The organism is Aeromonas sp. 102P (genome assembly GCF_051920345.1).
GTDB lineage: Bacteria > Pseudomonadota > Gammaproteobacteria > Enterobacterales > Aeromonadaceae > Aeromonas > Aeromonas veronii.
The window spans coordinates 4,040,948-4,066,110 of sequence record NZ_JBQBCZ010000001.1; the positions used below are offsets into that span (position 1 = coordinate 4,040,948).

19 protein-coding genes and 6 pseudogenes are annotated in these 25,163 nt (G+C 57.4%); 13 read left to right on the plus strand and 12 right to left on the minus strand.

Going from position 1 to position 25,163, the window contains the following annotated elements:
- Positions 1–169 precede the first annotated feature (169 nt).
- Both ACTG1K_RS18935 and ACTG1K_RS18940 read left to right on the plus strand, forming a co-directional pair.
- Positions 170–1,315 carry a MalY/PatB family protein gene (locus tag ACTG1K_RS18935; protein ID WP_288728089.1) on the plus strand — a complete coding sequence of 382 codons (1,146 nt, stop codon included), beginning with the start codon at positions 170–172 and terminating at the stop codon, positions 1,313–1,315.
- Positions 1,316–1,397: 82 nt separating this feature from the next.
- Complete coding sequence (locus tag ACTG1K_RS18940; RefSeq protein ID WP_440006372.1) at positions 1,398–2,822, plus strand: TAXI family TRAP transporter solute-binding subunit; 1,425 nt, start codon at positions 1,398–1,400, stop codon at positions 2,820–2,822.
- A 124-nt stretch (positions 2,823–2,946) separates the two neighbouring features.
- On the opposite strand, the gene ACTG1K_RS18945 is transcribed toward ACTG1K_RS18940, so the two are convergent.
- The gene (locus ACTG1K_RS18945; RefSeq protein WP_005353868.1) at positions 2,947–3,861 is read right to left on the minus strand and encodes a LysR family transcriptional regulator; all 915 of its coding nucleotides are present in this window, start codon (positions 3,859–3,861) and stop codon (positions 2,947–2,949) included.
- A 170-nt stretch (positions 3,862–4,031) separates the two neighbouring features.
- On the opposite strand from ACTG1K_RS18945, the gene ACTG1K_RS18950 reads away from it, so the two are divergent.
- From ACTG1K_RS18950 to ACTG1K_RS18975, 6 genes and pseudogenes are all read left to right on the plus strand, one after another.
- On the plus strand, positions 4,032–5,288 hold the full coding sequence (locus ACTG1K_RS18950) for an adenylosuccinate synthetase (protein WP_005334922.1): 1,257 nt from the start codon (positions 4,032–4,034) through the stop codon (positions 5,286–5,288).
- A 126-nt stretch (positions 5,289–5,414) separates the two neighbouring features.
- Positions 5,415–6,293, plus strand: a pseudogene (locus tag ACTG1K_RS18955) (IS4 family transposase); the annotation flags it as partial.
- A 47-nt stretch (positions 6,294–6,340) separates the two neighbouring features.
- Positions 6,341–6,502: pseudogene (locus ACTG1K_RS18960) on the plus strand (transposase); the annotation flags it as partial.
- A gap of 91 nt (positions 6,503–6,593) precedes the next feature.
- Positions 6,594–7,798 (plus strand): IS3 family transposase gene (locus ACTG1K_RS18965; protein WP_139731354.1). Its coding sequence is split into 2 segments (ribosomal slippage): positions 6,594–6,912 and positions 6,912–7,798, totalling 1,206 coding nucleotides; the frame shifts between segments, so codons are not numbered across the junction.
- A 36-nt stretch (positions 7,799–7,834) separates the two neighbouring features.
- Positions 7,835–8,841, plus strand: a pseudogene (locus tag ACTG1K_RS18970) (IS3 family transposase); the annotation flags it as partial.
- A gap of 8 nt (positions 8,842–8,849) precedes the next feature.
- Positions 8,850–9,323, plus strand: a pseudogene (locus ACTG1K_RS18975) (transposase); the annotation flags it as partial.
- A 53-nt stretch (positions 9,324–9,376) separates the two neighbouring features.
- Here ACTG1K_RS18975 and ACTG1K_RS18980 read toward each other — a convergent pair.
- The 3 genes from ACTG1K_RS18980 to ACTG1K_RS18990 are packed head-to-tail and all read right to left on the minus strand — an operon-like array spanning position 9,377 to position 13,589.
- Entirely contained in the window at positions 9,377–10,213 is an 837-nt protein-coding gene (locus ACTG1K_RS18980) for a hypothetical protein (RefSeq protein WP_259585586.1), read from the minus strand.
- Positions 10,210–12,018 (minus strand): hypothetical protein, encoded by a 1,809-nt coding sequence (locus ACTG1K_RS18985; protein ID WP_323928413.1) that lies wholly within the window; start codon positions 12,016–12,018, stop codon positions 10,210–10,212. Before ACTG1K_RS18985 ends, ACTG1K_RS18980 begins: the two co-directional genes overlap by 4 nt.
- Positions 12,019–12,029: 11 nt before the next feature.
- Positions 12,030–13,589 carry an OmpA family protein gene (locus ACTG1K_RS18990; RefSeq protein WP_440006375.1) on the minus strand — a complete coding sequence of 520 codons (1,560 nt, stop codon included), beginning with the start codon at positions 13,587–13,589 and terminating at the stop codon, positions 12,030–12,032.
- Positions 13,590–14,082: 493 nt separating this feature from the next.
- Between ACTG1K_RS18990 and ACTG1K_RS18995 the strand changes: the two are divergent.
- The 4 genes and pseudogenes from ACTG1K_RS18995 to ACTG1K_RS19010 form a co-directional block, all read left to right on the plus strand.
- Positions 14,083–14,481 (plus strand): annotated as a pseudogene (locus ACTG1K_RS18995) (MGH1-like glycoside hydrolase domain-containing protein); the annotation flags it as partial.
- A 104-nt stretch (positions 14,482–14,585) separates the two neighbouring features.
- Positions 14,586–15,805 (plus strand): IS3 family transposase gene (locus tag ACTG1K_RS19000; RefSeq protein WP_440006377.1). Its coding sequence is split into 2 segments (ribosomal slippage): positions 14,586–14,934 and positions 14,934–15,805, totalling 1,221 coding nucleotides; the frame shifts between segments, so codons are not numbered across the junction.
- 186 nt (positions 15,806–15,991) lie between these two features.
- The gene (locus ACTG1K_RS19005; RefSeq protein WP_181223863.1) at positions 15,992–16,528 is read left to right on the plus strand and encodes a YbhB/YbcL family Raf kinase inhibitor-like protein; all 537 of its coding nucleotides are present in this window, start codon (positions 15,992–15,994) and stop codon (positions 16,526–16,528) included.
- A gap of 11 nt (positions 16,529–16,539) precedes the next feature.
- Complete coding sequence (locus ACTG1K_RS19010; RefSeq protein ID WP_323928280.1) at positions 16,540–17,340, plus strand: helix-turn-helix transcriptional regulator; 801 nt, start codon at positions 16,540–16,542, stop codon at positions 17,338–17,340.
- A 168-nt stretch (positions 17,341–17,508) separates the two neighbouring features.
- Here the strand turns inward: ACTG1K_RS19010 and ACTG1K_RS19015 are convergent, their stop codons facing one another.
- From ACTG1K_RS19015 to ACTG1K_RS19025, 3 genes are all read right to left on the minus strand, one after another.
- Positions 17,509–18,060 carry a hemerythrin domain-containing protein gene (locus ACTG1K_RS19015; protein WP_005353878.1) on the minus strand — a complete coding sequence of 184 codons (552 nt, stop codon included), beginning with the start codon at positions 18,058–18,060 and terminating at the stop codon, positions 17,509–17,511.
- Positions 18,061–18,130: 70 nt separating this feature from the next.
- Entirely contained in the window at positions 18,131–18,808 is a 678-nt protein-coding gene (gene ung, locus ACTG1K_RS19020) for a uracil-DNA glycosylase (RefSeq protein WP_005353881.1), read from the minus strand.
- Between the two features lie 69 nt (positions 18,809–18,877).
- Entirely contained in the window at positions 18,878–19,369 is a 492-nt protein-coding gene (locus ACTG1K_RS19025; protein ID WP_440006379.1) for a substrate-binding periplasmic protein, read from the minus strand.
- Positions 19,370–19,988: 619 nt separating this feature from the next.
- On the opposite strand from ACTG1K_RS19025, the gene grcA reads away from it, so the two are divergent.
- Complete coding sequence (gene grcA, locus ACTG1K_RS19030) at positions 19,989–20,369, plus strand: autonomous glycyl radical cofactor GrcA (RefSeq protein WP_005334936.1); 381 nt, start codon at positions 19,989–19,991, stop codon at positions 20,367–20,369.
- A 116-nt stretch (positions 20,370–20,485) separates the two neighbouring features.
- On the opposite strand, the gene ACTG1K_RS19035 is transcribed toward grcA, so the two are convergent.
- The 5 genes and pseudogenes from ACTG1K_RS19035 to prmC form a co-directional block, all read right to left on the minus strand.
- On the minus strand, positions 20,486–21,766 hold the full coding sequence (locus ACTG1K_RS19035; RefSeq protein WP_440006381.1) for a dicarboxylate/amino acid:cation symporter: 1,281 nt from the start codon (positions 21,764–21,766) through the stop codon (positions 20,486–20,488).
- Positions 21,767–22,067: 301 nt separating this feature from the next.
- Complete coding sequence (gene kdsA, locus ACTG1K_RS19040; protein WP_005334937.1) at positions 22,068–22,922, minus strand: 3-deoxy-8-phosphooctulonate synthase; 855 nt, start codon at positions 22,920–22,922, stop codon at positions 22,068–22,070.
- A 97-nt stretch (positions 22,923–23,019) separates the two neighbouring features.
- Positions 23,020–23,820: a SirB1 family protein gene (locus tag ACTG1K_RS19045; protein WP_005334938.1), complete on the minus strand. Its 801-nt coding sequence runs from the start codon at positions 23,818–23,820 to the stop codon at positions 23,020–23,022.
- 12 nt (positions 23,821–23,832) lie between these two features.
- Positions 23,833–24,216 (minus strand): SirB2 family protein, encoded by a 384-nt coding sequence (locus ACTG1K_RS19050; RefSeq protein ID WP_021229819.1) that lies wholly within the window; start codon positions 24,214–24,216, stop codon positions 23,833–23,835.
- Positions 24,217–24,272: 56 nt separating this feature from the next.
- A pseudogene (gene prmC, locus ACTG1K_RS19055) lies at positions 24,273–25,123 on the minus strand (peptide chain release factor N(5)-glutamine methyltransferase).
- Positions 25,124–25,163 lie beyond the last annotated feature (40 nt).

Consider the following 25,163-nt stretch of genomic DNA (forward strand, 5'->3'; position numbering starts at 1 on the left):
GGTTGGAGGGACGATACGGGCTAACGGGCGGCAGCCGTATGAAAATTCGGCGCCTATCTTATGTCACTATCAAGAGCGGGCTCAAGGATGCATAAGCGGGTGTGCGCCTTGCGAGGGAGGCCGCGACCCCGTAGAGTGAAAGCCCATCCTGCCAGCACAAGGAGTTCGCATGTTTGATTTTGATCAGGAAGTAGACCGCAGTGGCACCATGAGCCTGAAATGGGACAAGTACAAGGGTCAGGATGTGCTGCCCATGTGGGTTGCCGATACCGACTTTGTCTCCCCCCCGTCCGTGATCGAGGCGTTGACCAAACGGGTCGCCCACGGCATTTTCGGCTATTCACGCCCCTCGCCGCGCCTGATCGAACTCATTATCGAACGGATGGCGACCCGCTATGGCTGGGCCATCGAGCCCGAATGGCTGGTGTTCCTGCCGGGCGTGGTGCCGGGGCTCAACCTCGCCTGCAAGGCGTGGAGCCAGCATGGTCGCGGCATCATCACCCCCAAGCCGGTCTATTACCCCTTCCTGCAGGCGCCGGGCTTCAATGATCGTCCCCTGCTCACCGTGCCGATGATTGAGGAAGCGGGTCGCTGGGTGCTGGATCTTGAAGAGCTGGAGCGTCAGGCCCCCGCCGCAGATCTGCTGCTGCTCTGCAACCCCCACAACCCGGGCGGCACCATCTTCACCCGTGACGAACTGCTGGCCATCGATGCCATCGCCGCGCGCCACAATCTGGTGATCTGCTCCGATGAAATCCACTGCGATCTGCTGCTGGATAAAAACGCCCGCCACATTCCCTACGGCGCCCTCAGTCCGGAAGCGGCCGAGCGCTGTGCAGTGATGATGGCTCCGAGCAAAACCTTCAATATCGCCGGTCTCTGCTGCTCCTTCGCCATTATCCCCAACGCCCGTCTGCGCTTCAGGCTGCAGCAGGCAATGCGCGGCATCAGCGCCGATGTCAACCTGCTGGGCTTTGTCGCCGCCGAAGCAGCCTACGAGGGCGGCGAACAGTGGCTGACCGAGCAACTCGACTATCTGGCGGCCAATCTGGCCCTGATCCAGCAGGCGGTGGCTCGCTGGCCCGGCGTCAAGCTGGCCAACCATCAGGCAACGTATCTGGCCTGGATCGATGTAAGCGCCCTTGGCCTTGCCGATCCCATCGCCTTCTTCGAGCAGGCCGGCGTTGGTCTCTCCCCCGGCGCCCAGTTTGGCGACGGTCAGTTCGTGCGGCTCAACTTCGGCTGCACCAGGGCACGACTGACCGACGCGCTGGCGCGGATGGAGCGGGCAATCCTCAACCACAGCAAGCCCTGATCAGCCCAGCAACGGGATGGGCAAGCCCCATCCCTTTTACCCTGTGTCATCAGCCAGCGGTCAACTCAGTCAACGGTCAATTATGTCTCTACGGATCTTGCATCACCTTCTGCTCCCCCTCTGTGCACTCTCTGCGCAGCTCCCTTTTGGCAGCCAGGCGCTGACTATCGGAACGGGCCCGCTCAACGGGGTCTACTACCCGACCGGTGGCGCCATCTGCCGGGTGCTCAATGCCGACCATGCCCTCCATGGGGACAGCTGCACCGTGCAGAGCACCCGCGGCTCGATGGCCAACCTCAAGGCGCTCGGCAAAGGGGACGTGCAGCTGGCGCTGGTGCAGTCCGATGTGTTGCACCACGCCCTGCACGGCACCGGCCCCTTCAGCGGGCAGGGGGCCAACAATGAGCTGCGCAGCCTGTTTCGCCTCTATCAGGAGTCGTTAACCCTGCTGGCTGCCCCCAATAGCGGCATCACCACCCTGGCAGATATCGAAGGGAAACGGGTCTATCCGGGCAACAACGGAGCCGGTGAGCAGATCACCAGTCAGGCCCTGATGGCAGCCATGGGATGGCAACCCGGGCAGTTTGCAGCCTATCAGCTCAAGTCGGACAGCGAACCGCTGGAAGGGCTGTGCGATGGCTCGCTGGATGCCGCGTTTGTGGTTGCCGGTCACCCCAGTCTGGCGGTCGGCGATCTGATCAGCCGCTGCAAGGTGCGCCTCATCCCCATCGAAGGGGAGCAGATCGACACGCTGCTCAAACAACACCCCTACTACCAGCGCAGCCGCATCGCCGCCAACCTCTATCCGGGGCAGACCACCGCCATCAACAATATCGGAATGAGTGCCGAACTGGTGGCGCTGGCCAGCCTGCCGGACCCCATCGTCCGTACCGTGCGCGATACCCTGCTGGCCCGGGTCAAACAGTTCAGCCGGCTGCATCCCGCCCTGAGCAAGGTGACCCCCGAGCAGTTGCAGGCGCAAACCGAGCTGCCCCTCCATGCGGGGATGTCGGATCAACCGCCAGCCCCCTTGCCACTGACCCCCGAGCAGTTAACCGCGGAACAGCTGACGCCGGAGCCGTTAACACCAGCGCCATCGGCCTCGGAGGCGGCGCCCACGACAGGGCCGGTGAGTGCCGCCGACGGGACGACTGCTCCCCTTGAAGCGCCCTCTGACGCGACCGCCACCAGCAGTGCCGCAGTGGCAACAGAAGCCACAGAGGTTAATCCCTTGCCCGAAGAGGCGCTCGAGGTCACCCCCGAGCTCACTGCTACGCCGACCACCGGGGGTCAGAGTGTGGCCCCTTCGACAGCAGCGTCAACTGTTCCATCACCATCGGCTGCCGTTTCGGCTCAGTTGCCACAAAGCGCCTCTGCGGCAACTGCGCCGCAAGAGCAGGCAACCCAGCCTGCCAGCAGCGCGGTTGCTGACGAAACCCCACCGCAGGATAAAACCGACACGCCTCCCGCCCCTGCCACCAGCGCAGCCACACCGCCACAGCACTGAGTGGTCAGCTCCCACAAACGCATCAGGGCAGCTTCGGCTGCCCTGATTGTTTACGCGCGTTCAATAGTGACGCAATTGATGGCAGCGCAGTCACCCCGATAGGCCTGCTCACCTTGCCGTATCGCTACGGCTCCATCACCCGGGTCAGATAGGGGTTGGGCTTCTGGATCTCCTCCTCAACCCAGTGCAGCAACTGCTTGATGGCCCGCGATAACACCTGATTCTGACGCACCACGTAGCCCAGACTGGTACCGGGAAAGTCGCCGAGGCTGGTGACCGGCGCGGTGAGGTTGAGGCGCGGATGCAGGGAGAAGTCCGGCACGATGGCGACACCAAAGCCCGCCTCGGCCCAATCGAGCTGGGCATCGACGCTGCCCACCTCCATGATGCGGCAAGGGGGCAAGGCCAGCAGCGGCAGGGACGGGTCGATCAGCGCCCGGGTGCGGGTGTCGTGACCGAGCAGGATCAGGGTCGGCTCGTCGAGGGGGTCGCTCTCCCCCGCCACCGCCCGCGCCTGCCAGCGGGCAAGGCCGTGGCCCAGCGCGCACCAGGTTACCTGTTGCAGCTCGGTATAGAAGAGCGGCTCGCTGCGCTTTTGCGCCATCACGAAACCCAGATCCGCCTTGCCCGCCTTGACCAGCTCGGCGGCCTGATCCGAAGTGGTGTTGAACAGGGTAAGGTCGATGCCGGGGAACTCCCGCTTGAAGCGCTGGAACGGCTGGATCAGCAGCAGGCGGGAGATGATGTCGCTGGCGGCGATGGCCAGCGTCCCCTGACTCAGCTGGTTGAGGGCATTGAGATCGGACTGGCAGAGCTGCAACTCGGCAATGGTGCGCTCGGCGCTTTGCAGCAGCCGCTCCCCCGCCTGCGTCAGGCGAAACGGGCTGCGCTCGATCAGCCGCACCCGGGTCGCCTGCTCCAGCCGCTTGATATGCAGGCTGACATTGGGCTGGGTCATGTGCAGCTCGGTGGCGGTCTGGCCAAAATGTTGCAATCGGGCCAGGGTGACAAAGGTTTGCAGCCAGTGAATATCCAACATAAGAGTCCCTCAACCCGCGAGGTACGGGGCTTGCCAGGCAAAATCGGATGGTTTGCCGCTTAATTGACCATGATTATATGATTATCTTATCGGAATTATAAATATAATTAATTTTTCTAATCCGCATCAGGCTCCTAGGATGGACGCCTAACGTCTTAGGAGAAAGAGTCATGTCGTCTATCGTAGTCGTAGGTGCTAACTGGGGTGATGAAGGCAAAGGCCGCATCGTGGATTATCTGGCAGGTCAAGCTGGCGCCAGCATTCGCTTCCAGGGCGGCAACAACGCTGGCCACACCGTGGTCAACGACCTTGGCACCTTCAAGCTGCACCAGGTTCCGAGTGGCGTATTCAACCCGGATTGCCTGGTTGTCCTCGGCCCGGGCATGGTGATCAGCCCCGAGAAACTGACCGTCGAGCTCGACGAAGTCAAAGCCTCCGGCGTGACTCCGAAGCTGGCCATCTCTGACCGCGCAACCCTCTGCCTGCCGCTGCACGCGCTGGAAGATACCCTGGAAGAGCAACGTCTGGGTGACGGCGCCTATGGCTCCACCCGTCAGGGTATCGCTCCTGCCTACGGCGATCGCGTCATGAAGAAAGCGATCCTGGTTGGTTGGCTGAAACAGCCGGACGTGCTGGTCGAGCGCATCCAGTTCATGCTGGACTGGAAACTGCCGCAGATGAAGGCTATCTACCCCTCCTTCGAATTCACCCAGACTGCCCAGGAGATGGCCGACTGGCTGCTGGAAGTCTCTGCCCCCTGGATCGACGCCGTCTGCAACGTCAGCATGCCGCTCAAAGCGCTGCAGGCTGAAGGCAAGACCCTGCTGTTCGAAGCCCAGCTGGGCGCTGGCCGTGACCTGATCTACGGCGAATACCCCTGGGTGACCTCCTCCCACGTATCTGGCGCCTACGCCGGTATCGGTGGCGGGCTGCCGGGTCTGCGCCCGGAGCGCGTCATCGCTGTGGCCAAGGCATTCAGCTCCTCTGTCGGTACCGGCACTCTGCTGACCGCCATGGAGAACCAGGACGAGTTCCGCAAGATCACCAATGAGTTCGGCGCTACCACTGGCCGTCCCCGTGATGTCGGCTACTTCGACGCCGTCGCCACCAAGAACGGTGTCGAGCTGCAAGCCGCCACCGAAGTGGCACTGACCAAGCTGGACTGCCTGACCGGTCTGCCGGATCTGAAGATCTGCGTGGCCTACGAAGGTGCCCACACCGAGAACCCAATTTGGCCGCAAACTGCAGCCCTAAAGCCGGTTTACGAGCAGATGGAAAGCTGGAGCGAAGACATCACCGGTTGCCGCACCTTCGAAGAGCTGCCCAAAGCGGCCCAGCAGTACGTGCTGCGTATCGAAGAGCTGCTCGGCGTACCGGTTCCGATGGTTTCCGTCGGCCCGGGCCGTGACGAGATGATCCTGCGCTAAGCCGCACCTCTCATAGTCAAACAAAAAACCGGCAACCATATGCTAATGCCGATCAGTTAAGGATCCATTGACCGATCCTTCTGTTGTGTGCAAATCCGAAACCTGTTGATTGGTTTCGGATTTTTTATGCGTATCGCCCACGCTCTCGACTTTCTCCACGCTAGCAATACCGCTCAGTTTGAGTCACTCTCAGACCTCATTCCGCCAGAGCTCATCACGACGCTGCTCGCCGAAGAGGATGTCGCGACCCTGCGTCGCCGCCGTATGCCCATGGAGCGTCTGGTCTGGGCCATCATTGGCATGGCCATCTTCCGCCACGTCCCCATGACCCAGCTGGTCAATCAGCTCGATATCCTCTTGCCCGGTGACCGCCCCTTTGTCGCCCCCAGCGCCTTCCTGCAAGCTCGCCAAAAACTGGGGGACAAGAGCATCGAACGCCTGTTTCACGAGACCGCCTCGCGCTGGCACCAGCAGGCTAATCACCCCGGCTGGGCCGGGCTGCAACTGCTCGCCGTCGATGGCGTGATGTGGCGCACCCCCGATACCCCGGACAATGCCGCCGCCTTTGCCAAGCCCGGTACCCGGCAGGGCGAAACCGCCTATCCGCAGGTGCGCATGCTCTGCCAGATGGAGCTGACCAGTCATCTGCTTGTTCAGGCGGTCATGGAGAGTTGCGCCGTCAACGAGATGGTGTTGGCCGAGCGGCTGGTCGCGCGCACGCCGGACCACTCGCTGACCCTGTTCGACAAGGGGTTTTACTCCCTCGGTTTGCTCCATACCTGGCAGACCACTGGCAGCGAGCGGCACTGGTTGCTGCCACTCAAAAGAGGCACCCAATACGAGGTGGTGCGCAAGCTGGGGCGTCAGGATGTGCTGGTGCGTCTCAAAACCAGTCCACAGGCGAGGAAGAAGTGGTCGCAACTGCCAGAGACACTAGAAGCCCGCTTACTTACCCGCACCATCAACGGCAAAGAGCGGCAAGTGTGTAGTGGTCTAATCATCCCGGACACCATTTTAGGTGATACAGTCGCCACCATGACCTGAGGTGTTCAATGACAAGATTACGTCTCTCATTTACTGCCGAATTCAAACTCGAAGCCGCATCCCTGGTGCTCGACCAGGGATATTCTGTCCCTGAAGCCAGCCGTTCACTGGATGTCGGTGAAACCGTGCTCCGTCGCTGGGTTCAGCAACTGCAATCCGAACGAACTGGCTAGATTGGCCCCTTGAAGATCCAGACACTTCGCCCCTCTTAACTTAAGAGGTAGTCTTGGAACTATGTTCAGTACTAGTCGCAACGAGAAGATGGTCGAAGTGTTAACAGGGGCTGAGCGCCGTCGACGCCGGACTCCGCAGGAAAAGATCTCCATCGTGCAGCAGACCTTTGAGCCCGGAATGACCGTCTCTCATGTCGCTCGCTTGCACGACGTCAACGCCAACCAGCTTTTCAAATGGCGTAAGCAATTCCAGGAAGGGTCTCTCACGGCGATCACCGCCGGTGAGGATGTTGTTCCAGCCTCCGAGTTGGCTGCTGCCATCAAGCAGATCCGAGAGCTCCAGCGTCTGCTCGGGAAGAAGACCATGGAGAACGAGATCCTCAAAGAAGCCGTGGAGTATGGTCGAGCAAAAAAATGGATTGCGCATGCGCCCTTGTTGCCGGGGGACGACGATTAAGTGCTGTGAGCCAGGCCCTTAATGTATCGCGTGCGCAGCTATCCGTTCGTGTTCATCGAAAACCAGGTTGGCAAGATGGTCGTCATCATCGCCAGCATGATGATGCTGCCTTACTTGGCCGGATCATGGAAGCGATGGCTGAGCTTCCCTCCTATGGGTATCGCCGAGTCTGGGCGCTGTTACGGCGTCAGTCAGAGGCAACACGACAGCCTGTGGTAAACGCCAAACGGGTATATCGCGTTATGCGCGATCATGGCCTGCTGCTGGAAAGAAAACCGGCGGCACCATTGGCCCAGCAGGCACATAAGGGGCGTGTTGCCGTCAAAGAGAGCAATCGACGTTGGTGCTCAGATGGCTTCGAGTTTCGCTGCGATAACGGTGAAAAACTACGAGTCACGTTCGCCATGGACTGCTGTGACAGGGAAACCTTGGACTGGGCTGCCAGTACCGGGGGTTACGACAGTGACACAGTGCAAGATGTCATGCTGAGGTCTGTCGAACGACGCTTCGGGGATGCGTTGCCGGCATCACCGGTGGAGTGGCTGACTGATAATGGCTCGGCGTATCGCGCCCATGAGACCCGCGCGTTTGCACGAGAAATCGGGTTGGAGCCCAGAACGACTGCGGTGAGAAGCCCACAGAGCAACGGTATAGCGGAGAGCTTCGTCAAGACGATGAAGCGAGACTATATCGAGATGATGCCGAAACCAGATAGCCGAACAGCGGTAGGCAACTTGGCCATCGCGTTTGAGCATTATAACGAACACCACCCGCACAGCGCCTTGGGATACCGTTCACCTCGGGAATTTCTGCGCAGTCGGGTATCACAACCCTAAGCGGGAAAAAGTGTCTGGATCTATGGGGTCAAATCCACTGGCACAACCCCAATCGGCAAAGCACTGACTCCGGAGCAGCAGAAAATTCAGGAGCTGGAAGCCCGTATCAACCGGCTCGAACGTGAAAAGGACATTCTAAAAAAGGCTACTGCTCTCTTGATGGCGGGCGAGTTCACACGTATGCGCTGATAGACCGATTAAGGGAGCAAGCCCCCATCACCCTGGTCTGCTGCGCTTTCGATGTGCCCACTTCCTGTTTTTACGATTATCTGGCCCGTAGGCGGACAATTAACCGTGAGCGCATGCAACAGCGCTGTGAGTTGCGCCGTTTGTTCAAAGAAAGCAGGAACTCAGTGGGCAGCCGCGCCTTGATGTCGATGATGCGAGAGTTGGGGTATCAGATTGGCCGATTCAAAGTACGTAACCTGATGAAGGAGGCCGGGTTGGCATCCAAACAGCCGGGCGTACACCGTTATAAGGTGGCATGGTCAGAACGACCGGACATTCACAATCTGCTGGCCCGAGAATTTGATGTCCAGCAACCCAATCAGGTGTGGTGTGGCGATATCACCTACGTCTGGGCCGGTGGTCGTTGGCATTACCTGGCAGCGGTGCTTGACCTGTACACCCGGCGGGTCGTGGGCTGGGCGATGTCTGATAAGCCTGATGCAGAGCTGGCCATCAAAGCACTGGAGATGGCCTATCAGCAGCGGGGTTGCCCATCCGGTGTGCTATTTCACTCTGACCAGGGCAGCCAATATGGCAGCCGGGCATTTCGGCAACGACTGTGGCGCTATCGCATGACCCAGAGCATGAGTCGTCGTGGTAACTGCTGGGATAACGCCCCGATGGAGCGGTTGTTCAGAAGCCTGAAGTCAGAGTGGCTCCCGGCTATGGGATATATGAGCTTGCGGGAAGCAAAGCGGGATATCAGTTATTACCTGATGGATTACTACAACTGGCGGCGTCCACATCAACACAATGACGGGATACCGCCAGCACAAGCCGAAGAACGGCCTAACCAAGTGTCCGGATTTAGTTGACCACTACAGTGCTGACCTCAATGGTCGACCCGATGCGTTTACCGGGCGCCGACATCGTTGAGCTCTACAGCCAGCGCTGGGAAATCGAGTTGGGCTATCGGGAGATGAAGCACAGCCTGCAACAACACCGGCTGACCCTGCACAGCAAGAAGGCGGCGGGGATACGGCAAGAGCTGTGGGGTGTGCTGCTGGCGTACAACCTGCTGCGCAGCCAGATGGTAAAGATGGCGGCGAGTCTGAGGGGATACACGGCGAGCCAGTTGAGTTTTCACATGGCATCGGTGTACCTCATCCATGAACTGAGCTGCATACCGTACCTGTCACCGGGGAGTATCCCGAAGCGGGTGGCGGAGCTGGATAAGCAGGCGAGGCAGTTTGTATTACCGGAGCGAAGGGAGCGGAGTTATCCCCGCAGTGTGAAGGCGAGACCACAAAAGTATGCGGTGCAAAAAGCCAATAAAAACAATGCCAGTCAGGCTTAACTGACTGGCATTAACTATGATGGTGTTCTTATCCCAACCAGCTTAGCGCTGCGTTACTGCACAGAGACCGTGAGCTCTGGATGCCCAAATGCGATGAGCTGGCCGTTTGACCGTTGGAAATATTGACTCCAGAAGGATTCTAGATTCTGGATCATCTTGCCACTTCGATAGCCGTTCTTTGTATCGGTTGGCACAAAGGCCGCCCCATGCACATAAACCCTGGCACCGTTGAAGTCAGCGACTAGATTAGCCTTTTCGACCTTGGCTAGCTCCACTGCTGGGGAAATATCACGGATCCCTTTGGCTTGATAGAAGCTACCAAAGTCGCTGTATTCCAGCATGTCAGACATCAGCAGAATGATGTTTTCCTTCACGCCATCAGCCGCTCGGATGTCGTCACCCACCGCCTTGAGGCTAAACAGGATCTCGCTGCGCGGGATATCGGTGGAGGATTTGCCCATGGTCTGCACGAAACGCTGACCAAACTGCTGCAAGATTTGCTTCGGCTGGGCCGCGAGGCATTGGTCGAGCTTCTTGGCACTCATCATTGGCACATCACCCAGTGTCGACTGGTCGAGCCCTTTCTCCAACTGTCCTGCATATTTGAGCTGCATGTAGTGACCTTCCAAATAAGCGGAGAAGGAGTACAGACGCAACTGATCGCCCGGCTGCAGGAATCGCTTGATATGATCCCAAGCGGTACGCTGCAGATCCGGCGTGAGCGGCGTGGTCTGATCCACCACAACCGACAACATACGACCCGAGGACGCAGGCTTGAACTCGCTAATCCTAGCCTGTTGATAGCAACTGCTCAGGTCGTTGCGCTCCGCTGCCATTACGACCACAGGCAGTAACATTGCCAAAGTCAGGAAGTGTTTCAGAGTTATCACGCTTCCACCTTGTCCAAGAGCTGCAGGCGACGAGCCCGTTTAAGATCTTCCACTAACGCCCCCTTCTTGTTGGCAACGTATTCCATATCATCCTCATCGAACTGAGTCAGGTCACCCCAGGCATGAGGATTAAAACTCGCCATCTTGCTGTTGACGGCAAGTGCCTCTCGCTCTTTTTCTGGCTGTTCTATTGCGACAACCGGTGTAGTTATTACTGGCTCAGACACCGGCTTGGGGAAGTACTGTATGGGCTGGGGAATCTGGACGGGGGGCGCTTTGGCACTGAAGAAATTGACCACGGCGTAGAAGCGCTCCTTCTCACCATTGAGCTCCGAGTCATTGATAGCCTCGAAGCGAGGTCCGGCAATAGCGATGATCTCTTCGATCCGCTCGTTGTCCCCAGCTTTTGTGGCGGCGTCCAAGTCGTCTAGGGTCTTCTTGACATAGTTGCGGATCAGATTGGTACCTTGCTTGCCAATCTCACGGTTTTTCTTGATATGATCGATACTCTCCTGCTCTTCCACGTAGCGCAGGAAAGTACGACTGTCTTTGTTATGACTCAGGTTGTCCTTCGTCTTGCCGCTCACTCTGAACACCTTGTCCTGCAACGACTGCAACTTCGCCAAGGAAGATTGAGCGTCTTGGGCAATAGCGTCAGCTTTGATCTTGTGGTGTCTTACAAACTCGGAGGCACTATTGTACTTATGAGTCATCTCCCAAGCCCCACGAGAGTACGTTCCAGCAAAGCTGTGCCTAAATGCAAGGAAGGTTGAAGTAAATTGAATAAAAACGAACAACCCCGATAACACAGCAAAGGTCACCAGCGAAGCACGATGGATGGCATCAATCTGGTCTTGTGCGGACTTCTGACTGGAACTGGCGGACAACTCTGCCATATCGGATGGCAAAGGAATCTCGTCCTCACCAGACGCAACCGGGAAGTCATCAGTACTCTGGATGACAGCAGTCGGATTCTCGACCAGCAATGCTTCCTGCTGGTTCAGGGTTTCGGTTCGAACCCAGAACGCGGCGACTGCCAGCCCTATGATAAAGATCCCGTACCCGGCAATGATCGAGAATCGGCGCTGCGGCTGTCCGTATTTATCGATTGGCACATTGATCCGGTTCAGCAATTGCTGGAAGGGTTTAGCGCCATTGTCGTCATAGGTATTGTCGATGGTGGCGTTGAGAGTCTTGGTCATGTCTGCACCATCGCGGATCGACTCGTAAGAGAGGATTTTGTTCACTACCCCGTTACGGTAAAGCTGGCGACCTGCAAGCTCAGACAGAGCCAAGGCAATGATTGAGATAACCAAACCTAGGAAAAAAGCGCCAACAATGGCTGTGTTGGGGGTCGCCATGGTAAGGGCAAACGGTGCCAACGCATAGCCAAAGGCAGATGCCTCTATCACCATCAGGACGATCATCAACAACCAGATCCCTAAACCCTTTTCCGACCGATCCGCCTCGTCAGCTTTTCCCAAATAATCGAGGTTGCGTTTGAAGTTCTCTTCAGAGGGCTGATACATCTTGTAGAAGGTGTCATATGCACCACATACACCTTTCTCACCAGGGTTGAAACCTACCGCATTGGGGTTGTCATCAGATGCTTTCTCGTTTTCGCCCGGATTCTTTACCCAAGCAGCGATGCGGCCAAACCACGGCATGCGAAGCCGCATCTCCATGTGCCAATATTTTACTTCGTACCAGTAAACAATGGCTGTCACGACAGCAACCATCAAACCAATCACCAGACTGATGATGTGCCAGGCCCCCGACAGGGCGTGAATAATATTTTCAAACATGTCTAGTTCCCTTAACGACGCTTGGGCAGGTATTGAGCCACGTAGGCGTCACCCTGCTTCGGATAATAAATTTCGCCCGCAACCGCGGAACCAGTTCGTTTGTCGAACACAACGTCCATGCATGACACTGGCGAAGCAGCCTGATTGACGGCGAACACCCGATAGAGGATTTGAGTCTCCCCTTCGTAGGTATTGGCGACTGATTCAATCTTGGCGGTCTGCTTTTTGGATTTTTTGTAATTTGGGATGAACTGCATTGCGGGCTGCTTAGCCACTTTCGCTTCGTCACGTAAGACCGCAACCGGTCCCACCGATGCCACATGACCATTCACGGCAGCAACCCATGGCTTGCCATTGAGGCCAGGGAAGTATTCTTCTGTAGAATGTTCCGCCAGCGGTTGGCCATTCGCCAGATTCTTAACCTGGCCCTCCACACGAGGCAGATCGCCGATACAAGAACTGATAGGAGCGCTGGCGTAAGCCGGAGTGATAATGGAGAAGGTGGGGGTTTTGGGCGCAATGCTGCCGGTCAGCGGTGAGAAATTATCAGTAACCAAATGGCCACCAAAGTCGATGGTTCCCTTGCCGGCCAGTTTGACCGCTACAGAACCACTGGCATTCGATGAAGGGGGGAGAACGTCATCCGACTTAGGCTGAGCAACCGGCTTATCCTTGAGGGGGGCTGCAGCAGTAGTCATCAACTCGGCAGTGCTAGCAGACTTAGCGGGTATTGTTTTAGCCTTCACAATCTTTTGGGTCACCGCAGTGGTAGTGGCAGCCAATGCGACCTTGCTCGCAGAACCAGTGCCATGAGCTAAATATTTGGGACTGGCACGTTCCTCACTCACACGCTTGACCAGCAAGGCCTCATTTTGCACCTCGACCAACTCGACCCTGCGGTTCTGTGCTCTACCATTTTCGCTATCATTGCTGGCTATCGGTCGGGAAGAACCTGCCCCCTGGTAGTAGATATCGCTACGAGGCACCCCGGCTGCAGCCAATATCTGGCCCATCGCCCGAGCTCGTTCTTCAGAGAGGCGCTGATTAAACTGAGCAGCGCCAGCAGAATCGGTATGGCCGACCACCAGCACCTTTCTACGTTGATTCTCGGGGAGTTTGGACTGATCTTCCCGCTTGCTGGCAAACTCTTGCGCCACACGGGTCATTTTCCGATAGCCTTCGGTGGTAAGGGTAGCGGAGCCCACCGGGAACATCTCGGCGTACTCTATAGACGCTTCAAGTCCCACTGTTGTAGGTTTGTCCTTCTGTTTCTGCTGCTCTTGGGCGGCAGCCACTTGCAGTTCACGCACCTGCATTTTTAAGCCTTCTTCTTTGGCTATTTTTTGCAACCGATCAACTCGATCTTTGTACCAAAGGCCGCCGCCACAACCCACAGCAGCACCGGCAACAGCCCCAATGAGCACCTTGTCGCTATCGCCTTGAGTGGCACCAATCGCAGCACCAGCAAGAGCGCCTAGCAGGCCACCACCGGCACAGCTTACCCAACTATCATTCTCGGCCACTTGCTCATCGATGGTTGCACACCCCGTCATCGACAAGGTTATGGCCATCGCCAGCACCGTTGGCCTACATATAGGCATCCTAATCATTACTTATCCCTTTTTTTGTTATGTTTACCTGAAATAGCAAGATTTATTGCCAGCCCCTCAAATCACCGCAAGTCAGTAGACAAAATGCTAAGGACCACGTTGATAAACAATTCCATGATAAATACCAGCACATCAGGAATATCTCGGGACTGGTCTTAATATTGAGTTGGGCAAAAATCATCATCACACCACGTGCGGTCACACGCATACCCAGGCCATTCAATAAACAACTAGTTACTTTTATTTGAGTTTTGAGGCAGTTTTCCTGGGTAATACTGTTTCTCCCTAGGCATTTTTCAGCAAAAGACAGGCTCTCTTATCCAGCTATCCAATCGCCTCACCATTGAGAAAATGTCCACAAACCAAGGCTCTCCAAATGGAGTCATACAATCAATATTTCGGCCCATATTGTGCCTCATTCGAGAATTCAATGCAGCCTCATTATGTTGATTGCGAAGGGTGGAGCCCGCTCTGGGCAGAAGTCGCCGACAAGGAGAAAGCTGCGCGGGTGCGCGAGGTGATGCTCAACGCCTAGGAGTTCAACACAAAGATTCCGCTGGGCACAGCCGCGCTGACCAACCCGGCCTACGACCCCAATATTTACTGGCGCGGCCGGGTATGGCTAGATCAGTTCTACTTCGGGGTGAAGGGGCTCGAAAACTACGGCTATCGCAGCGATGCCGAGGCACTGGTCAACAAGCTGTTCAACAATGCCGAAGGACTGGCGGGCAGCGGCCCCATCCGCGAAAACTACAATCCGGAGACCGGCGCCATGCAGGGGGCCAGCAACTTCAGCTGGAGCTCGGCCCACCTCTATATGCTCTATCGCAACTTCCTGAAACCACAGGCGTAAGCTTGCTCCACCATGCAAAAGGCCTCCGGATGGAGGCCTTTCTGTTTTCACTGTCCCGTCCTGAATATGGTTTACACCTTTCCCCCCAATAAATGGAGAACCCGATGGGGCAAGGTGTGAAACGGACACAGCGCGATTACACGCTGACTTTTAAACTGGCACTGGTCGAGCAGATTGAAAAAGGCGAGCTCACCTACAAACAGGCTCAGGCCCGTTATGGCATTCAGGGCCGCTCCACCGTTCTGGTATGGTTGCGCAAACATGGTCGGCAGGATTGGAGCCAGGGGGCTTCTGTGCGCGCCGGCAGGAGCATCACCATGCCTGACCCCGACAACCAGACGCCCGAACAGCGCATCAAGGAACTCGAGCAGCAGCTGGCACTGATGAGCCAGAAGGCCCAGTTCTTTGAGGCCGTCGTCGATGTACTGAAGAATGACTACGGCGTCTCCATCGTAAAAAAGCGACCCGGCAAGTCCTCTCGCAGCGGCAAGTCGAGAGGCTGACCATCGTCAGGGCTTGCCGGTTTCTAGGGATAAGCCGTCAGGCTTACTACAAGCGCAATCGGGTTGCAGACGTGCGCCACGCACAAGGATCGCAGGTAGTGCGCTTCGTGCGTCAGGTACGGCTGCGACAACCACGGGTGGGCACCCGCAAGCTGCATTATCTGCTTCAGGGTCAGGATGATGGCGGGCTCAAGGTCGGGCGGGACAGGCTGTTTCAGATATTGGCCGAGCACCGCCTGCTGGTGCAGCCAAAGCGGGCGTATCACAAGACCACCCACAGTTTTCACCGTTTCTACCGTCATCCCAACTTGCTCAAGGCGGGGCCAGAGCAGGTCACGCCGGTGGCACCGGAGCAAGTCTGGGTCGCCGACATCACCTATCTGCCAGCCAGGAGCGGGCCGCTGTACCTGAGCCTGGTGACGGATGCTTACTCACGCAAGATAGTGGGCCATCACGTGCACGAAGGAATGCATGCCGAATCGGTGGCGATGGCGTTCAAGAAAGCACTGAAGCAACGACGTGGCAGCGGTGAACTCATCCATCACTCGGACCGCGGCGTGCAGTATTGCTCGGGGCTGTATCAGTCATTACATGAACGGTACGGGGTGAAATGCTCGATGACGGATGGGTATGACTGTTACCAGAATGCGTTGGCGGAGCGGGTGAACGGGATTTTGAAAGGAGAGTTATTGTTGCAAAGCCCGCAGGATTTGATGCAAGCGCGGGAAATGGTGCGTGAAGCGGTGGATATTTATAACGCGGAGCGGCCGCATCATGCGTTGAAATACAGAACCCCCGATGCGGTACATAGGGGGTTCTGAGTAGAGAAATGCTAGTTGAAAATGTGTAAACCTATTTCAGGACTAAACATGCCGTTTACCTTCTTGCCATAAAAACACCAAAAGGCTCAATTAACTCACCAATCGACCTCATCTTGAGTCGTTCTGCAACAAAATCCTGTCCCACCCTCGTTAAAGTGAACCCGTTACCACACGAGGAGTCACCCGATGAAATTGCTCAAACAGAGTGCCCTGTTGCCACTGCTCTGCCTGACGGCCATGCCGGCCTTTGCCATGACCCTGAAGAGCACGGACATTCACGAAGGCCAGTTGATGGACAAACAGTTCAGCTTCAACGGCTTTGGCTGCAGCGGCGACAACCACTCGCCCCAACTTAGCTGGCAGGATCTGCCGGCAGGCACCAAGAGTGTTGCCATCACCGCCTATGACCCCGATGCCCCTACCGGCAGCGGTTGGTGGCACTGGCTGGTGGTTAACCTGCCTGCCACCCAGAGCGAGCTGGCCAGCAATGCCTCCGGCAAGCTCAAGCAGGGATTGGAGGTCCGCACCGACTTTGGCAGCCAGGGTTACGGCGGCCCCTGCCCGCCCGCTGGTCACGGCATGCACCGCTATCAGTTCACCGCCTGGGCCCTGCCCCATGATCTCGAGGTGAAGGCTGATACCCCGCCCGCTATGGTAGGCTACATGCTCAACAGCATGGCGCTCGGCAAAGCCACCCTGACCGCCACCTTCGTCACCCCCTAGGAGCCAACCGGATGAGCACTCCCCTGCTGCAACAGAGCCACTATCTCGGGATCCGCCAGCAGCCCCTGCACCGGGTGCTCATCTACGCCCCAACCCTCATCTGGGTCACCCAGGGGAGCAAGCAACTGTGGTGGCGCGAGCGGCGTCTGTCGTTTGACAGGGTGCGCTGGCTGCTGATCCCGGCAGGCCACCAGCTCACCTTCATCAATCAGCCGGAGCAGGGCAAGTTTCGCTCCCACGCCATCACGCTGCTCACTCCGCCGCCACCAGAATGGCTGGCCGAGTCAGCCCCTTCCCACGCCGATCTGGAGGAACCTGCCGTCAAGATCACCCCCGGGCTCGCCTTCTGCTTTGAGCTCATCAGCACCATGGCCGAACGGGGACTGAGCGAAGCAACCCAGGCCGAACTGCTGCGCGGCTTCTATGCCGAGCTGCGGGCCGCCAACGCCCTCGGGTTGCTCTTTCCCGCCAGCACCATGACCCTCGCAGAGCGGCTGGCCCGCTACCTGGCGGTGGAACCCGGCATCGACCACACCCTGGAGGCAGTGGCCCCCCACTTTTCCATGAGCCGCGCCTCCATGGTGCGCAAGCTGGCCGCCGAAGGTCGCAGCTTTCGCCAGTTGCTGGCTCAGGTGCGCATGAGTCACGCCCTCAACCTGTTGCAACAGGGCCTGACCCCGCTGGAGGTCGCCCTCGCCTGCGGTTATGACTCCCCCAGCCGCTTTGCCGCCCGCTTCAAACAGGAGTTCGGCCTGACGCCCCACCAATACCTGCACACCTGCCCATCCACCCTGCTCAGTCACGCCAGATAGTCGATAAGTAACTTCTCCGAAGAGAGTTGCTGCCAGCAGTTGTATATCCTTGGGCTGCGCAATGGATGGCAACATCCATAATGCAAAAGGCCTCCGGATGGAGGCCTTTCTGTTTTCACTCAAGTTGCACTCACACAATACCCGCCACACGGCAGGTACGGGCTCGTCTTAGCCGGTCGTGAGCGGCAAAGAGAGGCGTTTGGCCAGTGCCTGGAAGTGCTGGCTCACCTCGGCCCCGAACAGGGGGTCGCCAATGGCGCGGTTCTGCCAGTTTTGCTCCAGATGACGCCAGTCATCCTCGGTCAGGGAGTCACGCAGATGGGGGAAGATCACCCCCTCTTCATAGTTCATGTGTGCCTCTTGCAGCTCCACGAAGCGCTCCAGCTTGGTGGTGAACTGATCGAGGGGGATCACAGCATCCATCAGGATCATCTCCACCATTTCCTTGAGATCGGCCCCGGCCTCCAGCAGCTTGACGTGCTCCTCCTGCAGGCGGTTGGCGACCTCACCCTCCACCACCCGATATTTCAGGTAGTAGTCATAGATGAGGTCTTCCTTGGGATGGTGGTACTTGTCAGAGACCTCCCGCAGGTAGTCGATGACATCGCGCACCAGAAAATAGCTGATGGGCTCTTCGGCACGGATGGCTGCCAGCTTGTGCTTGAGCAGCTCCAAAAGTCGGGCGATGTTGAGATGGTCCTTGTGCAGACTGGATAACATGGGCACTCCTTGGCTCTGAATTAATCTTATGTCCCTGAGTATACGGTCATTTGTCGCCCGAACTTTGCACTCAATCAAGTGGGATGCAGACAGATTTCCACTCTATCGGACTCTTACCCTGTTGTTCCAGCAAGCGATTGGTCTCACTAAAGTGACCGCAACCGATGAAACCGCGGTGGGCAGAGAGGGGGCTCGGGTGCGGCGCGGTCAGCACATAGTGGCGCTGGCGGTCGATGAAACGTCCCTTCTTCTGGGCGTGGGCACCCCACAGCAGGAACACCACACCCTGACAACTGGCATTGATCTGCTCGATGACCCGATCGGTAAAGGTCTCCCATCCCAGATGGGCGTGGGAATGGGCCTGACCGGCCTGCACCGTCAGAACAGTGTTGAGCAGCAAGACTCCTTGTTTGGCCCAGGATTCGAGAAAGCCGTGATTGGGTGTGACGAAACCTGGCAGGTCACGCTGCATCTCTTTATAGATGTTGACCAGTGAGGGAGGCGTACGCACGCCGGGCAGAACGGAGAAACAGAGACCGTGCGCCTGATTGGGGCCGTGGTAGGGATCCTGCCCCAGGATAACCACCTTGACCTGATCCAGCTCGGTCAGCTTGAAGGCATTGAACACATCGGTAGCTGGCGGGTAGATCACCTTGCCCGCTTCCCGCTCGGCTCTGACAGTTGCCAGCGTACTCTTGAAATAGTCCTGCTCTTTCTCAGAGCCAATCACATCACTCCAGGTCAGCACCCCGGCCTCCTCACTTGATACGGCGAAGGGCTCAGGATAGGGGGCCAGCCCGCAAGACGCAACCGTGGCTCACGCTTTCCAGAGCCTGGCTAGGCGCCCAGAGCGCTCCAGCTTGCGCAGGCCGGTATTGAACAGCAGCATCAGACGGCGCGCCTCGGGATCGACCTTGCGCATCAGCAGGTATCCCGGTTGCGACCAGATGGGGTCGGCGGCACCAGTCAGTGACAGCGATTGGGGATGACGAACGAGCGCCTGCTGGAACAGAGTCTGTGCCACCAGCTCATCCATCACCAGATAGTGGCTCCGCCCGTCAAGCAGCTTGCCCATGCTTTCTTCATCAGAATCTGACCACTCGAGGGTGAGCCCGGCTTGGCGGGCGGCAAAACCATCGCCATAGAAATAACCACGGGTCACCCCGACCGGCTCGTGTTTCAGCTCCCCCAGATTGACCACGGGTGTACCGGTCAGCGTCATCAGGCGAGTGGTGAAATGGCCGAGCGAGGCGGAGAGATAGAAAAGCTGCTCCCGCTCGCGGGAGCGAAACCAGGGCATAGTGACCACATAGCGCCCCTCCAGAGTCAGTCGGTAAGCCTCGGCCCAAGAGATAGAAGTGAAAGCTTACATCGAGCCCCTCTTCAGCAAAGGCCTAGCGCACCACCTCACAGAGAAAGCCCTGATTGGGCAGCACCTCACTGATATAAGGTGGCCACTCGCCTACAGCAATACGCACCGTCTCTGCCGGTACCGCAACACTGCTTGCCCAGCAACAGAACAGGGCCAGCCATGCCCACTTTCGCCACCCATTATTCACCCGGCACTCTCCTCGCTTTTTTTGCTGAGTGTAGCCAACCCCTCAATTAACCTCAGAAAAAAGCCGAAAAGATGTAGTTAAATTACTAGATTGACGAGATAAAAGATGCATAATTTGGATATCTTACAAAATCAGGAAAATGACCTATTTTTGATTCAACTCAAGAATTTAATCCCATTGAAATGGCGTTTTGTCTGGTTTTCTTGATCTAGATCAATTTTGGTAATATTACCACCGTGGTATATATGACCCCATCAAAGAAAAGGTGTAAGGCAAGGGCCCTTTAAGTCATCGCCATCGACGGTAGCTTAAATACATCAGGGTAATTTCCTTACAGTTGGATTCGCGTTCCCATTGAGGAGTCATACCATGATCAAAGGCATTCAAATCACCCAGGCCGCCAACACCGCTCTGCTGAACTCTTTCTGGCTGCTGGACGAAGAGAAGCAACAAGCTCGCTGCATCTGCGTCAAAGGCGATGCTTTCGCTGCCGATCAAGAAGTGCAACTGGCTGACTTGGGTCAGTTCGAATACCGCGAACTGCCGGTTCAGGCTGAACCTGCTGTTGAAGGTGGCCAGCACCTGAACGTCAACGTGCTGCGTCGCGAAACTCTGGAAGATGCTATCGAAAACCCGGAGAAATACCCGCAGCTGACCATCCGTGTATCTGGCTACGCAGTGCGTTTCAACGCCCTGACCCCGGAACAGCAGCGTGACGTGGTTACCCGTACTTTCACCCAGAGCCTGTAATCAGCGCCCTGCAGTGATGAGCTGATTCTCGTGGTATCAGCACAAAAAAACGGCCGATTGGCCGTTTTTTTATTGCCCCCACACCAGCCAACGCGGTCGTGCGGGGGAAACAGCGCTTACGCCCTGTCCGCTTCCAGTTGCCCGACCTTGCCGCCGAGCACTGCATCCATTTTCTTCTCGTCCAGCTGCTTGCAGTATTTGGCGACCACCACGGTGGCAACCCCGTTACCGATCAGGTTGGTCAACGCCCGCGCTTCGGACATAAAACGGTCGATCCCCAAGATCAGCGCCAAACCAGCCAGTGGCAGATGGCCCACCGCCGAAATAGTTGCCGCCAGCACGATAAAGCCACTACCAGTCACCCCTGCCCCCCCTTTCGAGGAGATCAGCAGTACCACCAGCAGGGTGATTTGTTGGAACAGATCCAGCGGCGTATTGGTAGCCTGGGCGATAAAAATCGCCGCCATGGTCAGATAGATGGAGGTGCCATCCAGGTTAAAGGAGTACCCGGTCGGAATGACCAGCCCCACCACCGATTTCTGGCAACCCAGCTTCTCCATCTTGTCCAGCATCCGCGGCAGTACCGACTCGGAAGAGGAGGTCCCCAGCACGATCAGCAGCTCCTCGCGAATGTAGGAGATGAAACGCAGGATGCTGAAGCCTGAGGCTTTGGCGATGCTGCCCAGCACAATGAAGATAAAGAAGAGGCAGGTGAGATAGAAGCAGGCAATAAGCTGGCCCAGCTGTACCAGTGAACCTACTCCATATTTGCCGATGGTAAATGCCATTGCCCCGAATGCACCGACCGGCGCCAGTCTCATTATCATATTGATAATGCCAAATATGACTTTGGAGAAACTGTCGATGACGCCGAAAATAACCTGTCCCTTTTCACCGATATGATGCAGGGAGAAGCCGAACAGCACAGCAAACAGTAACACCTGCAAGATATTACCGCTGGCAAAGGCACCGATCACACTGCCCGGAATAATATCCAGCAAAAAGGCGATAATGCCCTGGGATTTGGCCTGCTCCGCATAGGCGGAGATGGCGCTGGCATCCAGCGCAGCCGGATCGACGTTCATACCGGCACCCGGTTGCAGCAGGTTGACCACACACAGCCCGATGATCAAGGCGATGGTGCTGACCACCTCGAAGTAGAGCAGAGCAATGGCGCCGGTCTTGCCGACCGCCTTCATACTCTCCATCCCGGCAATACCGGTAACCACGGTACAGAAAATAACGGGGGCGATGATCATCTTGATCAATTTGACGAAGCCATCACCGAGGGGCTTCATATCGGCGCCCAGTTCCGGATAGACATGCCCCAGAAATACCCCGAGGGTAATCGCGAGCAATACCTGAAAATAGAGGCTGCTAAATAGTTTCTTTCGCATTATTAACGTCCTGTTAATTTAATTGCACATTGTTATGGCAGCAATAAACATGCAGATAGCCGGACGAGATATCTGCGTACCTCACCCGATCCATGCTGTTTCTGCATTACTACGGGGACCACTTTACATGTAATAAAAAACAATTAAGAGACATTAATCACACAACAAAATTAACACCATTAACACCACAGCAACCGACAATTGTTTGCTCGTAGATTAATTTGAGTCTTCAACTAGATATGGCAGATATAAAAATACCCCGCATTGCGGGGCATTTTCATCAGGCATGACAGCGTCGGGATCAGGCCGAGGTATCGAGAGGTTCGAAGCCCTTGATCAGGTCATCGATGGCCTTCATCTGTTTGAGGAAGCCTTCCAGCTTCTCCAGCGGCAGGGCGCTCGGGCCATCACAACGGGCAATCTTCGGATCCGGGTGGGATTCGATAAAGAGACCGGCCAGACCGACTGCCATACCGGCGCGCGCCAGCTCGGTCACCTGCTCGCGACGACCACCGGAGGCCGCCCCCAGCGGATCACGGCACTGCAGGGAGTGGGTCACGTCAAAGATCACCGGATAGCCACCGGTGCTCTTCTTCATCACGCCCAGACCCAGCATGTCCACCACCAGGTTGTCGTAGCCGAAATTGGCACCGCGCTCGCACAGGATCAGCTGATCGTTGCCGCACTCCTCGAACTTGTCGGTGATGTTCTTCATCTGGCTTGGGCTCAGGAACTGCGGCTTCTTGATGTTGATGACGTTGCCAGTGCGGGCCATGGCTTCCACCAGATCAGTCTGGCGTGCCAGGAAAGCGGGCAGCTGGATAACATCAACCACCTCAGCGACCGGCTTGGCCTGATGGGGTTCGTGCAGATCGGAGATGACCGGCATGCCGAAGGTCGCTTTCAGCTCCTGGAAAATCTTCATCCCCTCTTCCAGACCCGGACCGCGGTAGGAGTGGATGGAGGAGCGGTTGGCCTTGTCCCAGCTAGCCTTGAAGACAAACGGGATGCCCAGCTTGCTGGTCACTTCCACGTACTTCTCGCACACCGCCATCGCCATGTCGCGGGATTCCAGCACGTTCATGCCGCCAAACAGCACGAACGGTTTGTCGTTGGCAACGTCGATCTGGTTGATCTTGATATTCTTCTGTTCCATCTAAGACATCCTTAATAAAAGGGCCTGAAGCCTAGTTACTCCGTTGCGACCGGACGCAGCGGCCTTGATATTCTTCTGTTTCAGTTTCAAGCCGCCCTTAATGGAGGGGCTTGGGGCTCAGATCCAGCGCGGCCAGCTGTACTTTCAGCACATCGGCGACCGGATCGTCCGGGCATTGTTCAATAAAATATTCAAAATCGTCGGCTGCCTGGCGCGGGCAATCGAGCTGCTCGTAGATAAAGCCACGATCCCGCGTCTCCAGCGGATCGCCGGGCTTCATCCGCAGCAACAGCTCGCTGCAACGTAGCGCCTCGGGCATGCGATCTTCCCGCAGCAGGGCCCCCTTGCTGACGTTGAGCAGCCGTTCGATGATCTCCCACTGGCCGGAGGGCTGCAGGTAGTCGGGAGTGAGGGTCGCCAAGTCCCCCAACGCACCGCGCAGCAGCAGCTCGATGCGGGCCAGACTCAGCTCGTCGCCGGTAAAGGGGTCGACATAGACCTCCCCCTCGCCACCGGCAAAGCTCACCAGGAAGTGACCGGGGAAGCAGATCCCCTCTACATCGAGCCCGAGCTTGCGCCCCAGCTGGATAATGAGAATGCCGAGGCTGACCGGGATCCCCTTGCGCTGCACCAGCACCTGATTGAGGTCACAGTTGTTGGCAGAGAAATAGTCCTGCCAGTCGCCATGAAAACCGAGGCTGTGGTAGAAGCCTTGCAGCAACTGCTGGCGCACCTCGTCGCAGGTGCCCTCTTCGATCTGCTCATCCAGCCACTCGTCCAGCAGGTTCAACTCGCGCATCCCCTCCTCGACCGAGCCATAAATTTCGTCACTGACTGACAACGCCAGCTCGGTGATGTCGTGGGCTTCGAAATCGGTCCATTCGTCTATGTGTAACATTCTCTTCATGCCTTAGCCGAACACACTCGTCTGTTTGAGCACTGCCAACTTGGCAATAAAGTAGATCCAGCCGAGCGCCCCCAGAAAGGAGCACCAGCGCACCAGATTGCTTTTGGCCAACCGCAGCGCCATCGCCGCCAGAAATACCAGCACCAGAATGGCCATCAGCTTCTCGCTGAGCCAGGGCGTTCCGTTATTGAACGGGTTGAGATCCAGCACCATGCAGAGCAATACGCCGGAGAGCACCACCAGACCGTTGAGCCAGCCGCTGACCTTCATCACCGGCGCGCTATAGGCTCGGCCAGTGGCGGTCTGTACCCAGTAGAAGCGGAGCATAAACATCAGCACGGCCCCGGCAATCAGGGTGAGGTGCAGGTGTTTGAGCACAAAAACCATATTCAATCCTTGCATGGGGGCGCACAGGCAACCCGCCGATTAACAGTGAGGAACCGTCAGCGCAGCGGGCAGAGGCCCAGCGTCACCCTGTCGTTATCCCCGTAATCACGCACCGTGGCTACCTCGCGGTAACCGCCATCGCGCAGCAACTGACGCACCGCCACCCCCTGATCCCAGCCATGTTCCAGCAGCAACCAGCCGTCAGGCAACAGATAAGCGGGGGCATGGGCCACGATGTGGCGGATATCGGCCAGCCCGGCGTCATCGGCAACCAGCGCCGAGCGGGGTTCAAAACGCACATCACCCTGCTCGAGATGGGGATCGGCGCCATCAATATAGGGGGGATTGGAGACAATCACCGCAAATCGTGGTGTTTGGTCGCGATCCGGCTCGCCAAGGGGCTCGAACCAGCAGCCGTCGCGCACCTCGATGGGCAATCCCAGCGCGGCACTGTTCTCGCGAGCCAGCGCCGCGGCATCGGCCATCCGATCCACCGCCCACACATCGACCTCGGGCCGCTCGGACTTGATCGCCAGCGCGATGGCGCCGGTGCCGGTGCCGAGATCCAGCACTGCGCAAGGACCTTGCGGGATTTTGGTCAGCGCCTGCTCGACCAGCACCTCGGTATCGGGGCGCGGGATCAGGGTCGCCGGGCTCACCTTGAGGGGCAGCGACCAGAACTCCCGCTCGCCAACGAGATGGGCGATGGGTTCGCCGTTGAGACGACGAGCCAGCCACGTCTGCAGGGTGGCCTGCTGGGCGGCATCCAGCTCACGCTCGGGCCAGGTCATCAGATAGCTGCGCCGACAATCGAGCAGATGACAGAGCAGTACATCGGCATCGGCGCGGGGGACTCCCCCTCAGCCAGCACATTCATGATATGGGCGCGGGCCTGCTGGATCTGCATCAGTGCCACTCCACCTTACGGGCACCACACTTAATGCGAG

Bases quoted from the DNA above. Each gene is read 5' to 3' on its own strand.
- ACTG1K_RS18935 (WP_288728089.1), top strand. From the start codon at position 170: ATGTTTGATTTTGATCAGGAAGTAGACCGCAGTGGCACCATGAGCCTG.
- ACTG1K_RS18940 (WP_440006372.1), top strand. From the start codon at position 1,398: ATGTCTCTACGGATCTTGCATCACCTTCTGCTCCCCCTCTGTGCACTC.
- ACTG1K_RS18945 (WP_005353868.1), bottom strand. From the start codon at position 3,861: ATGTTGGATATTCACTGGCTGCAAACCTTTGTCACCCTGGCCCGATTG.
- ACTG1K_RS18950 (WP_005334922.1), top strand. From the start codon at position 4,032: ATGTCGTCTATCGTAGTCGTAGGTGCTAACTGGGGTGATGAAGGCAAA.
- ACTG1K_RS18985 (WP_323928413.1), bottom strand. From the start codon at position 12,018: ATGTTTGAAAATATTATTCACGCCCTGTCGGGGGCCTGGCACATCATC.
- ACTG1K_RS18990 (WP_440006375.1), bottom strand. From the start codon at position 13,589: ATGGCCATAACCTTGTCGATGACGGGGTGTGCAACCATCGATGAGCAA.
- ACTG1K_RS19005 (WP_181223863.1), top strand. From the start codon at position 15,992: ATGAAATTGCTCAAACAGAGTGCCCTGTTGCCACTGCTCTGCCTGACG.
- ACTG1K_RS19010 (WP_323928280.1), top strand. From the start codon at position 16,540: ATGAGCACTCCCCTGCTGCAACAGAGCCACTATCTCGGGATCCGCCAG.
- ACTG1K_RS19015 (WP_005353878.1), bottom strand. From the start codon at position 18,060: ATGTTATCCAGTCTGCACAAGGACCATCTCAACATCGCCCGACTTTTG.
- grcA (WP_005334936.1), top strand. From the start codon at position 19,989: ATGATCAAAGGCATTCAAATCACCCAGGCCGCCAACACCGCTCTGCTG.
- ACTG1K_RS19035 (WP_440006381.1), bottom strand. From the start codon at position 21,766: ATGCGAAAGAAACTATTTAGCAGCCTCTATTTTCAGGTATTGCTCGCG.
- kdsA (WP_005334937.1), bottom strand. From the start codon at position 22,922: ATGGAACAGAAGAATATCAAGATCAACCAGATCGACGTTGCCAACGAC.
- ACTG1K_RS19045 (WP_005334938.1), bottom strand. From the start codon at position 23,820: ATGTTACACATAGACGAATGGACCGATTTCGAAGCCCACGACATCACC.
- ACTG1K_RS19050 (WP_021229819.1), bottom strand. From the start codon at position 24,216: ATGGTTTTTGTGCTCAAACACCTGCACCTCACCCTGATTGCCGGGGCC.